We start from the raw sequence: 11514 nt of genomic DNA, 5'->3' as shown, positions 1-11514 counted from the left end.
AACTAAGCAAACTCCAGCGCGCCGCGATGCGCATGGCGGCCCCCAAGTCCGCCAGGAAGCGAACCCCGTCGGTACGCAAGGCGGCAGCCAAGCCGGCGCCGCCGGCCGCGACGCCCCGCCAGCCGGCTGCCCCCTCCCTGGGCGGCGGCCGTTGGGAGTCGTCGCGGCAGTTCTCCGACGGCGCGGGGCGTCAGCTGACCTTCGCGCGCTATACCCCGGTATCTGCGCCACGCGCCGGCATGCCGTTGGTGGTGATGCTGCATGGATGCCGCCAGACGTCGCTGGCATTTGCGCGCGGCACGCGCATGAACCAATGGGCCGACGCCGGCGGCTTCATGGTGCTGTACCCGCAGCAATCCATGACTCGCCAGGTCCAGCGCTGCTGGCGCTGGTTTCAGCCCGATGACCAGCATGGCGGCGCCGAGGCCGACTTGATCGCGGCGCTGATCCGAGCGGAAGTCGCGCGGCACGGACTGGACCCGGAACGGGTCTACGTCGCGGGGCTGTCCGCGGGCGCGGGCATGGCGGCGTTGGTGGCCCTGCGGCATCCCACGTTGATCGCCGCCGTGGCCATGCATTCCGGCCCGGTGGTGGGCGATGCCCATAGTGCCGCCGGCGGCATCGGCACCATGCGGCGCGGCAGCCTCAAGCCCTTGCTGCCGCTGCTGGAAGGCGTGGCCGACCCAGGCGTGTTCCGTCTGGGCATGCCCGCGCTGATCCTGCAGGGGCAGTTGGACCCGGCGGTGGCGCCCCGCAACGGAAAGCAGCTGTTCGAACAGTTCCGCGCGTTGAACGACTTGCGCCCGGAAGACGTTCCGGTCGAGCGCGTGCTGGGGCTGGGCACCGACAAGGCGTACCGCCGGGTGGACTTGCTGCGCGGACGCAAGACGATTTTGCGCCTATGCGAAATCACGCGACTGGAGCACGCGTGGAGTGGCGGCGACGCCTCGGTGAAGTACCACGCGCGCGGCGGCCCCGATGCCTCCGCGCTGGTCTGGCGCTTTTTCCAGGGCTTGCGCCGGACGGGCTCGGGCCAGCCGCAAGCGTAGACGCCATTGTTCGCGAATCGGGAATGCAGTTGTCGACGCCGGCAGCCGGAGAAACCGCAGGTCGCGGCGGTAAGATCGCCCCATTCCTGATCCCGGCGGAGCGCGTGCTTCGCCCAGGCTGGCCTTTTTGGAAATCTTCGCCATGTCCCTCTCCCTCTATCGGGCGTCCGTGCCTGTCTTCGTTCGCGGCATGGCCGTGCTGGCCGACCTGCTTGAAAAAGCCGTCGCCCATGCGCAGGCCGAAGGGCTCGACCCCGCCACGCTCGTCAATGCGCGCCTGGCGCCTGACATGTATCCCCTGTCCGGCCAGATCCAGCGCGCCAGCGACGCCGCCAAGTTCGCGGTGCAGCGCCTGTCCCAGGGGCAGGCCCCGAAGTTTCCGGACGAGGAAACGACCTTCGCGCAGTTGCAGCAACGCATCGCCGACACCATCGCATACCTGCAGAGCGTGACGCCTGAACAAATGGACGGCGCGGAAAGCCGCAAGGTCGTCGTGAACTTCGGCGAGTTCAAGCCGGAGTTCAGCGGCGAGGATTACCTGCTGACGTTCGCGCTGCCCAACTTCTATTTCCACGTCACGACTACGTATGCGATCTTGCGCAACGCCGGCGTGAAAATCGGCAAGCTCGATTTCCTGGGGCCGTATTCGCAGTAAGCCGCCGTTACTGCTTGGCGGCCTGATCGCCGCAACCGGTCATTTCGCCCATTTTGGCCATGTTCTGCTGGATCTCTTCGGGCGAATAGTCGAACTGGTGCGTGGCGATGGACCAGCGGTGGCCGAACGGATCCACGACCTGGCCATAGCGGTCCCCCCAGAACATGTCAGCGACCGGCATCGTCACGGTGGCGCCGGCTGCGACGGCCTGCTTCATCGCCGCGTCTACGTCTTTCATGTACAGATGCAGCGTCACCGGGGAGCCTTTCAGCGCCTTGGCACCCAGGCTGCCCCATTCAGGGAAATCGTCCATCAGCATCAGCACGGAATCCCCGATGCGGATGGCGGCATGCATGACCTTGCCGTTGGGCCCCGGCAGGCGCGCGAGCTCTTCGGCGTTGAAGGCTTTCTTGTAGAAGGCGATGGCGTCCGAGGCGCCCTCGCACACGATGTGCGCGGTCAGCGTGTGCATGCCGTCGGGGATGGGATTCTTTGCGGGCGTAGCCATGGTGTGTCTCCAGAATCGTGGACTATCAGTGGGGGACGGAGCACCCGGGTCCAATGGGGCCGGGCGCCTCCTTTCTCTACGACGAACGGGGGCTGCCGATTTCGACAGGCCGCCCGGGTTTTATTTGCCGACCAAGGTATTGAAGCCGCCCAGGCACATGCGCTTGAAATCGAAAATGCCTTCGCAAGACATGCCGGTCAACCTGGGGTCCGCCATGACGAGGGCGTTGATCCGGTCGCGTTCGGCCTTGTTTTCGAACACGACCCAGGCGAACACGACCGTTTCGTCCTCTTTGGCGCCAGCGGCGGCGGTGAATGAGCCAAAGCCCTCCCTGTCGATGTCTTCCGCGACGCATTCCCGGTAGTCCAGCGCGCCATGCTCCATCCAGACGGCCATGGCCTGTTCCGCCATGTTTTTGTAGGTCGGCAGCTTTGCGCGGGGCACGGCAAGCAGGTAACCATCTATGTACTTTTCCATCAAACACTCCTTTGATCCATGTTGTTCTATTCAGTGGCGGGCGCACCCGCTGGTTGCGCTCGCCGCCGTCCGGCCTCAATGCCGGCAGATGTCACTGTATCGGGATTGGGAGCGCTTTCAGATAGGGGATTGCGACATTCTTGCGGGTGGATTGCGACAGTCGGCAGGCGTATGCTTGGCGTCATGAAAAATGACGCCGCGCCGCATCCGCCGCGCGGGTCTATGAGCCCCTTCCGAGGGGGCATCTTCGGAGCCGCCCGGCGATGAAAAACGTCGCTTTCCTTTTGCCGACGGGAGCCAATATCGCTTCCCTGGAAACCGCGCGCCATGGCTTTCTGGTGGCCAACGAGTATCTGGCCGCGCATGGCCGCGAACCGCGGTTCCGCGTGCGCACGTTGGCCTTGACCCGCGAGGTCAGTCTGGACGACGGCCGCATCAAGGTGCAGGCCGATCTGGTGCTGGCCGACGAGCCTGAAATCGACATCTGCATCGCGCCGCCTTTGCTGGGCGCGGTGTCCGATGCCGTGCTGTCCAACCGCGAGCTCATCGACTGGTTGTCGCGCCATCACCGCGAAGGCGGCGAAGTCGCCAGTTTGTGCATGGGCGCCGCGCTGCTGGCGGCAGGCGGAGTGCTGGATGGCCAGCAGGCGGTGGTGCATTGGGTGGCGCAGAACCTGTACGCCAGCCTGTTCCCGAACGTGCAATGGGTCAGTGACCGGATCGTCATGGCCGACAACGGCATCTATACCAGTGGCGGCGCGTTTTCGGCGGCGCATCTGGTGTTGCACCTGATCGAGAAATACACCGACCGCGACACCGCCATCTGGTGCGCCAAGTACTTCCAGCTGGATTGGAGCCGGCAGAGCCAGCTGCCGTTCTCGGTGTTCATGGGCCAGAAGGGCCATGCCGACGACGTCGTGCGCGCCGTGCAGAACGACATCGAAGGCCGCTACACGGAAAAGATCACCGTGGAAGATCTGGCCGACCGCCATGCGATGGGCCGCCGCACGTTGGAACGGCGGTTCCGGCAGGCCACCGGAAACAGCATCGTGGAATACGTGCAGCGGGTCCGCGTCGAAGCCGCGAAGAAGCGGCTGGAGACCTCGCGCAAGAGCGTGTCGGAAGTCATGTACGAAGTCGGCTACAACGACACGAAGGCGTTTCGCGACATCTTCAGTAAATACTGCGGCATGTCGCCGGTGGGTTATCGCGAGCGCTATCAGTGACGCTGCGCCGGGATGCGATCCCGGCGCAGGCCCGCAGCGCCATCATCCGCGTTGCGGCGTCGCGGGGGCCGCGCTTTGCGCGGCGCCGCCGCGCAGGCGCAGATACTCCGCGTGGCGGCGCAAGTATTCGGCATCGTTGAGGTCAGGCGTGTCTTGCGTGCGCGAGAGTTCCGCCATCCCGGACTCGCGCCATGCGCGCAGATCGGCCTGGATGTCGGCCTGCGTCAGCGTGCCGGCCGGGGGCGGCGGCACTTGGGTTTCTTCGGCGGCTGCGGCACTGCCAGCGGCAAGCGCGAAGACAAGTGTTGCGGCGGCGGATGCGAAGGTCATGATCATGTCGAGATCTCCTGTTGGTCGCATTCAATGCGGTTTGGGGGGATCGGCGTTTTCCGATCCTTGACGCCATTCTGGACAGCAGCGGCTGACCCCACCGTGACCCGCGCATAACATCTTTGTCAGCTTCGGCCACGCGATTTTCCGGGCTTGCGTCGTTTCGTCATTTCCGCGTCAGCAACGCGTCACGGTCAGGACAGTGTCGGGAATCTAGAGTGCATGCTCTTCACGTCTACGGGGCGACGCAGCCATGGTGTCCTTCACGCAATTCCTGACGCGTCCGCGGATCATCGCGTCGGCTTCCTTTCTGGCGTTGGCGACCGCGGCAGCCGCCTATCTTTGGTGGCCGCGCGACAGCGGTGCGGCCGCGCCGGCCGAACGGCCGGCCGTTCCGGTGCGCATTGCGCTGGTGGAACGCCGGCCCGAATTGCCGATGCGCTTGCGCTCGCCTGGCGACGTCCGTTCCTTGCGCAGTGTCGATGTGCGCACGCAGGTCGATGGCGTGCTGAACGAGATCGCCGCGCAAGAGGGCGCCATGGTGCGGGCCGGAGACGTCCTGGCGCGCATCGACCATCGGGTGATCGAGTCCGAGCTGGTGCAAGCCCAGGCGCAGCACGCGATGGCGGCCGCGCAGTTGCACGTGGCGCGCCTCGATCTGGCGCGGTATCGCAGCCTGCGCAAGGAAGAGGCCGTTTCCACGCAGATCCTGGAGCAGCAGGTGGCCCGGGTGAACGAGCTGCAAGCGTCTGCCCGCAATCTTGAGGCGGCCGTGCAGGCCCAGAAGGTCCTGCTGTCCCATACGGAGATCCGCTCGCCGTTGGAGGGCCGGGTCGGCCTGCTTCGGCTGCATGCGGGCAATGTGCTGCGTGCCGCGGAATCGCAGGTCATGTTCACCATCGTCCAGATGGATCCGATCGCGGTGGAAGTGTCGGTGCCGCAAGCGCTCTTGCCGCGCATCCAGGAGGCCTTGTCCGGCATGTCGGACGTGCCGGTGCAGGCGTATGCCAGCGACGGCGGAGCCGTTCTGGGCGAGGGCAGGCTGGCCCTGATCGACAACCAGGTCTCCGCGGCCAGCGGCACGATACGGTTGAAGGCGCTGTTCGACAATCGCGACGGCCGGCTCTGGCCGGGGCAGTCGGTCGTGGCGTCGGTGGAGTTGCAGGTGCTGCAGGACGTGCTGGTCGTGCCCGCCCGCGCGCTGCAGCGGGGCGACGGGCGCATCTTCGTCTGGCACGTCGAAGACGGCATGGCGCAGCCGCGCGAGGTAGACGTGCAGCATCAGACCGATACGCTGGCGGTGGTGTCGGGGGTGGACGCGGGCGCGGCCGTCGTCGTGGACGGCGCATCCCGCTTGTACCCGGGAGCGAAGGTGCGCACCGAGGCTGCGGGGGGCGGTACGCAGCCGCCTGGCGTGGCGATCGCGGGCAAGGTGGTCGCCGATGCAACGCGCTAGCCTTTATGCGTGGTGCATCGCGCATCCCGTCGGCACGGTGCTGTTGACGGTCGCCGTAGTGCTGTTGGGCGCGCTGGCGTATGCGCGTCTGCCCGTGGCGCCGCTGCCTGAAGTGGACTTTCCCACCATCCAAGTCGAAGCGCGGCTGCCTGGCGCCAGCGCCCAGACCATGGCCTCGTCGGTCGCCACGCCGCTCGAGGTGCAGTTCAGCGCGATTCCCGGCGTCAGCGAGATGACCTCGTCCAGTTCGATTGGCGCCACCACGCTGACCTTGCAGTTCTCGCTGGACAAGAACATCGACGTGGCGGCCCAGGAATTGCAGGCAGCCATCAATACCGCCGCGGGCCGTCTGCCCGCCGACATGCCCAACCTGCCCACCTGGCGCAAGGTGAATCCGGCGGACAGCCCGATCCTGATCCTCAGTGTGACGTCGGAGACCTTGTCGTTGACCGAACTGAGCGATCACACGGAGACCGTGCTGGCGCGCCAACTGAGCCAGGTGGAAGGGGTGGGCCAGATCACGCTGACGGGCCAGCGCCGGCCCGCGATACGTGTGCGCGCCAATCCCGAGTCGCTGGCGGCCACGCGCAGCAGCCTGGAAGACGTGCGCAGCGCCATCCAGCGCGGCAGCGTGAACCTGCCCAAAGGATCGCTGTTCGGCGCCGACCGCGTGGCGACGCTGGACGTGAACGACCAGTTGTTCGATCCGGCGGACTACGGTGAGCTGGTGATCGGCTATCGCGAAGGCCAGCCGGTGCTGCTGAAAGACGTCGCTACCGTCGAGCACGGCGCCGAAGATGATTACGCCGGGGTGTGGCCCAACGGTAAACCGGGGGTCGGCGTGATCATCCGGCGCCAGCCCGGGGCCAATATCGTGGCGACGGCGGACCGCATCATGCAGGCGCTGCCGGCCCTGCAGGCGGCGTTGCCTGCCGATGTGGCCGTGGAGATCTACAACGACCGCACCCGCACCATCCGGTCGTCGCTGCACGAGGTGCAGTTGACGCTTGTCGTGGCCATCGTGCTGGTGATCGCCGTGATGGCGGCATTCTTGAGGCAGGTGTCCGCCACATTGATCGTGTCCGCGGTGCTGGGGGTGTCGCTGGTGGCGACGTTCGCCGTGATGTCCCTGGCGGGATTCAGCCTGAACAACCTGACGCTGGTGGCGATCGTGGTGGCCGTGGGCTTCATCGTGGACGACGCCATCGTGGTCATCGAGAACATCCACCGGCATCTTGAGGCCGGAGCGGGCATGCGCGAAGCGGCGCTCAAGGGCACCAGCGAAATCGGATTCACCGTGGTGTCCATCAGCGTGTCGCTGGTGGCGGCCTTCACGCCGCTGCTGTTCATGGACGGCATCGTGGGCCGGCTGTTCAGCGAATTCGCGCTGACCGCCACCGCCGCCATCATGGTGTCCATGGTGGTGTGCCTGACGCTGGCGCCGACGTTGGCCAGCCTGTTCATGAAGCCGCAAGCGCATCCGCCCGGCACGGCGACCGGCCCGTCCGGCCGCCTGGTCACGCTGTACGAGCGGGCGCTGGATTGGGTGCTGGCACGCCAGCGCGCGACCTTGCTGGTGTTCCTGGCGACGGTGCTGGCCAGCGTCGCCAGCTTCGTGGCGATACCGAAGGGGTTCTTCCCGCTGCAGGACACGGGATTCATCATCGGGGTGACGCGCGCCGCTTCCGATATTTCGTACGAGGACATGGTGGAAAAGCACAAGCGGATCGAGGCCATCGTCCAGGCCGATCCGGACGTGGTGGGCGTCAACCACGCGGTGGGCGGGGCGGCGACGCTGGGCAATGGCCGCCTCTGGCTCGTGCTGAGCGATCCGGACGCGCGCAAAGCGTCGGCCAGCCAGGTCATCGACCGGCTGCGCCCGCAGTTCGCCGAGATTCCCGGCATCCAGGTGTTCTTGCGCGCCGCCCAGGACATCAACATCGGGGCGGGGCAGCCGCGCGCGCAGTACCTGTACGTGATGCGGGCCCAGGACAGCGCCCAACTGGCCGACTGGGCCGAAAAGCTGACGGCGCAGTTGCAGCGGGACCCCTTGTTCCGCGACGCGTCGCACGACCTGCAATGGGACGCCCAGATCACCCGGCTGACGATCGACCGGGCCGAAGCGGCGCGCTACGGTTTCACGGCAAGCGATGTGGACAACGCGCTGTACGATGCCTTCGGCCAACGCCAGATCAACCAGATCCAGACCGAGGCCAACCAGTACTACGTGGTGCTGGAGATCGACCGGCATCAGCGCGGCACGGCCGACAGCCTGGCGTACTTCCAGTTGCGTTCGCCGTCGACCGGTGAGATGGTCCCTTTGCTGAGCTTCGTTCGGGTCGAGCCGGCGGTCAGGGGGCCGGCGGTGATCGTGCACGACGCGCTGCTGCCGGCGGTCAACCTGTCCTTCAACCTGGCGCCGGGGGCGGCGCTGGGTGATGCGGTGGACCGGCTGGAGCAGATCCGCGCCGACCTCGACATGCCGGCCAATGTCACCGGCACCTTCCAGGGCGCGGCCCAGGCCTTCCAGGACTCGCTGGCCAGCCAGCCCTGGCTGATCCTGGCGGCGCTGCTGGCGGTCTACATCATCCTGGGCGTGCTCTACGAGAGCTTCGTGCACCCGCTGACAATTCTCTCCACGCTGCCGTCCGCGGGTTTGGGCGCCATCCTGTTCCTGTGGCTGTGGCGCCTGGATTTCTCGGTGATGGCATTGATCGGGTTGATCCTGCTGATCGGCATCGTCAAGAAGAACGGCATCCTGCTGGTCGACTTCGCGCTGCAAGCCCAACGCGAGCGCGGGCTATCGGCGCAAGCGGCGATCCGGGAAGCCTGCTTGACGCGGTTCAGGCCGATCATCATGACGACGCTGGCGGCCGCGCTGGGCGCGGTGCCGTTGATGCTGGCGTTCGGCACGGGCGCCGAGCTGCGTGAACCCCTGGGCGTGGCCATCGTGGGCGGCCTCGCGGTCAGCCAGGTGCTGACGCTGCTGACCACGCCGGTCGTGTTCCTGGCGCTGAACCGCCTGTTCCTGGAACGCCGGGCCGCGACGCACGCGGCACAATCCCTGAAAAAGAGCGGATCGGCATGATGACTCGCAAGATACGGTTGCCGGCCCTTGCCGCGTTGACGCTGTTGGCCGCCTGCTCGACCGTGCCTCCGGAACCTGCGGCGCCCGCCCGGCCGCATTCCGCTGAAGGGGTGCTGGAGCAGGCGGGGATGCCCCTGCGCTGGTGGGAGAGCTTCGAGGATCCGGCACTGGACCGCCTGCTTTCGCAAGCGTTGGCATCAAACCTGGACCTGGCGGCGGCGGCCGAGCGCATCCGGGAACAACGCGCCCAACGCCGGCTGGCGGGCGCCGCGTTGTTCCCGGTCGTGAACGCCGGCGCCAGCGCGCAGCGGGCCGCAGCCGTCGAACCGGCGTCCTGGGCGGGCCTGGACCTGTCCTGGGAGCTGGACTTGTTTGGACGGCTGCGCGCGCAGCGAGATGCCGCACAGGCCCAGGAGCAGGCAACCGAGCACGACTACCAGGCGCTGCGGTTGAGTTTGATGGCGGAAGTGGCCGTGGCGTATTTGCAATTGCGTCTGGCCGAGCAACAGGCGCGGCTTGCGGAAAGCACCGGCGAAGTCCTCCGGCGGACCAGCGCCCTGGTGGAGGCGCGCCGGCGGTTGGGAATGGCCAGCCGGCTGGATGCCGAACGGATGATCGCCGAGTCTGAATCGACGTATGCCGAAGTGCCGCTCGCGCAGCAGCAAGTGACGGCGGCGCGCCATGCGCTGGCCTATCTGCTGGCAACGGAGGTGGCCGCCATCGACGATGTGCTGGCCCTGGGCGGCGGGCAGCCGCAAGTGCCGCATCGGGACGCCCTGGAGGCGCTGCTGGCGATGCCGGTGGACGCGTTGCGCTGGCGGCCCGACGTGCGGGCGGCGGAACGGCGCATGGCGGCCTCCGGCGGCGAACTGGCGGCCGAACGGGCCGCACGTTTTCCGCAGCTGACCTTGGGCAGCCTGGGAGGCGTCGAGCAGGGCGTCAGCGGGCCGGCCTGGACGCTTGGCCTGCAACTGCTGCAACCCTTGTTCGACTTCGGCAGGATCCAGTCCCGCATCGATGGCGCGGACGCCAGGCTGGCGCAGAGCCGGCTGGCTTATGCGTCGGCGCTGCGGCTGGCGGTCAGGCAAAGCCAGACCAGCATCCACGGCTACGGCCAGTCCATGCGCCGGGAGGCGCGGCTGGACGCCGCAGCGACGGCTGCCAGCCAGGCGGTCGGGCTGGCGCGACGGCAGTACGAGGCCGGCATGGTGTCGTTGCTGGAGGTGCTGGACGCGGAGCGCAGCGCCTACGATATCCAGCGTTCGCTCGCCAGCGCGCGGATCGATGTCGCGTTGCGTTGGGTGGAGATCTACCAGACGTTGGGGGTCTACAGCGACGTGCCCGCCGCCCGCGCGGGGTGATGGCAGGCGGCCAGCACGCTGTCGTAGATGTCCAGCGTGCGGCCGACGAAACTCCGGACACCGAATTCGGCCACGCTTTTCGCGCGCGCCGACCGGCCCATGGCCCGCAGGCGCCCGCGTTGCAGGAGGATCTGCGCCAGGCATTGCGCGATGGCGGCCGGCGATCCGGGATCCACTATCCAGCCGTCAACGCCGTCCGTGATGTTCTCGGGCAGGCCCGCGTAGCGGCTGACCATCACCGGCTTGCCCATCGCCATCATTTCGCGGCACGCGAACGAAATGGTCTCGATCCGGGTCGACAGCACGAATCCGATGTCCAACGCCGCCACGAACGGCCGCACGTCGGGCAGGAGGCCCGCATAGTAGACGTGATCCTCCATGCCCAGCGCCAGGACGCGGGCCTGCTGCTCGACCGTGGGCGGCTGACCGGCCACGGCCACCAGCACCCGTTCGCGCAAGGCGGGGGACAGCAGGGCGACGGCTTGCACCATATGCAGCCAGTTCTTGTAGGAAGCCGTGCCGGCGTTGCTGCCGATGACGAGGCGGCCTGCGGTGCGGACGGGCCAGCTGTTGCGCACGCCGGCGCCCGCCGCGTGGGAATAGGGTTGGAACCAGTCCGTGTCCACGCCGTTCTTTACGGTCGAAATGGGGCGCCGGGCATAGGCCGACCGTTGCAGTTTCCGATGGGTGTCTTCGCAGACCGCGATCACGTGATCGGTGGCCAGGCTTGCGCGCAGAAAGGCTCCCAGCCCCGAGACCTCGTGGTTGTCGTGCTTGGTGTACACGATCCGCGGCCCCGGTCCGGCCATTTTCATCCTGGCAAGCATCGCGCAGCGGTGGTCCAGCGAACCGTTGACGTGCACGATGTCGAATTCGCCGGCCGCCATGATGTCCGCCAGGCGCGAGACCAGGGCGGGCGTGTGCCAGATGCGGCTGGAATAGTCCACCGCCATGGCTTCGGCAAGACCGGCCTGCCGCGCTTGCCCGTACAGGCGGCTGGTCCGCGGGGCGGCCAGGGCGACGTGATGCCGCGGTCCCAGATGCTGGATCAGGGTGGTGAGATAGGTGGTGTGCCCGCCGCCATCGCCCTTGTGGTAGTTGGTGTAGAGGATTTTCATGGTTGCCAGGCGCAGGGCGCCCGCAAGACGGGCGGCACTTGCTTGAAGGTTTGGATTCCTGGCACTCTAGTCAGGTGCGACTTACCCTAGCGTGACCCGTTGCTGACGCGAGGGCGTCACAAAACTGACAAAACCCTTGCTGACAATTGCGTCAGGTTCGGGTCATGTTCTTGACGGGGTTGCCAGGCTAGAGTGACGGTGCGCCGTTGTCGCTGGCGCAGGGGTGCGTGCCGGCGGAGAAACCCG

The 11514-nt window shown here is 67.0% G+C and carries 10 protein-coding genes; 6 read left to right on the top strand and 4 right to left on the bottom strand.

What is annotated here, in order from left to right:
- Positions 1 to 32 precede the first annotated feature (32 nt).
- Together ACO6D5_RS04310 and ACO6D5_RS04305 are read left to right on the top strand one after the other, a co-directional pair.
- Positions 33 to 1049: an extracellular catalytic domain type 1 short-chain-length polyhydroxyalkanoate depolymerase gene (locus tag ACO6D5_RS04310; RefSeq protein ID WP_315845025.1), complete on the top strand. Its 1017-nt coding sequence runs from the start codon at positions 33 to 35 to the stop codon at positions 1047 to 1049.
- 142 nt (positions 1050 to 1191) lie between these two features.
- The gene (locus ACO6D5_RS04305) at positions 1192 to 1704 is read left to right on the top strand and encodes a DUF1993 family protein (protein ID WP_315845026.1); all 513 of its coding nucleotides are present in this window, start codon (positions 1192 to 1194) and stop codon (positions 1702 to 1704) included.
- Positions 1705 to 1711: 7 nt separating this feature from the next.
- Here the strand turns inward: ACO6D5_RS04305 and ACO6D5_RS04300 are convergent, their stop codons facing one another.
- On the bottom strand, positions 1712 to 2212 hold the full coding sequence (locus ACO6D5_RS04300) for a VOC family protein (protein ID WP_315845027.1): 501 nt from the start codon (positions 2210 to 2212) through the stop codon (positions 1712 to 1714).
- Between the two features lie 120 nt (positions 2213 to 2332).
- Positions 2333 to 2689: a DUF1428 family protein gene (locus ACO6D5_RS04295; protein WP_315845028.1), complete on the bottom strand. Its 357-nt coding sequence runs from the start codon at positions 2687 to 2689 to the stop codon at positions 2333 to 2335.
- Between the two features lie 263 nt (positions 2690 to 2952).
- Here ACO6D5_RS04295 and ACO6D5_RS04290 point away from each other — a divergent pair, with 263 nt between their 5' ends.
- Positions 2953 to 3915, top strand: a complete 963-nt coding sequence (locus tag ACO6D5_RS04290; protein WP_315845029.1) for a GlxA family transcriptional regulator — start codon at positions 2953 to 2955, stop codon at positions 3913 to 3915.
- Between the two features lie 42 nt (positions 3916 to 3957).
- Here ACO6D5_RS04290 and ACO6D5_RS04285 read toward each other — a convergent pair whose 3' ends face one another.
- Entirely contained in the window at positions 3958 to 4251 is a 294-nt protein-coding gene (locus ACO6D5_RS04285) for a DUF4148 domain-containing protein (RefSeq protein WP_485824696.1), read from the bottom strand.
- 247 nt (positions 4252 to 4498) lie between these two features.
- On the opposite strand from ACO6D5_RS04285, the gene ACO6D5_RS04280 reads away from it, so the two are divergent.
- The 3 genes from ACO6D5_RS04280 to ACO6D5_RS04270 are packed head-to-tail and all read left to right on the top strand — an operon-like array spanning position 4499 to position 10150.
- A complete protein-coding gene (locus tag ACO6D5_RS04280; RefSeq protein ID WP_485824695.1) occupies positions 4499 to 5701 on the top strand; it encodes an efflux RND transporter periplasmic adaptor subunit in 1203 nt (400 codons plus the stop codon).
- A complete protein-coding gene (locus tag ACO6D5_RS04275) occupies positions 5688 to 8789 on the top strand; it encodes an efflux RND transporter permease subunit (RefSeq protein ID WP_485824694.1) in 3102 nt (1033 codons plus the stop codon). Before ACO6D5_RS04280 ends, ACO6D5_RS04275 begins: the two co-directional genes overlap by 14 nt.
- A complete protein-coding gene (locus ACO6D5_RS04270) occupies positions 8786 to 10150 on the top strand; it encodes an efflux transporter outer membrane subunit (RefSeq protein ID WP_485824693.1) in 1365 nt (454 codons plus the stop codon). The genes ACO6D5_RS04275 and ACO6D5_RS04270 overlap by 4 nt, the downstream gene beginning before the upstream one ends.
- Here the strand turns inward: ACO6D5_RS04270 and ACO6D5_RS04265 are convergent.
- A complete protein-coding gene (locus tag ACO6D5_RS04265) occupies positions 10117 to 11268 on the bottom strand; it encodes a glycosyltransferase (RefSeq protein WP_485824692.1) in 1152 nt (383 codons plus the stop codon). The two genes, ACO6D5_RS04270 and ACO6D5_RS04265, sit on opposite strands and share 34 nt — an antisense overlap.
- Positions 11269 to 11514 lie beyond the last annotated feature (246 nt).

The sequence above is a fragment of the Achromobacter sp. genome (assembly GCF_057314935.1).
The sequence above is the reverse complement of the archived record's forward strand: the minus strand, read 5'-3'. Positions and strand labels throughout refer to the sequence as shown.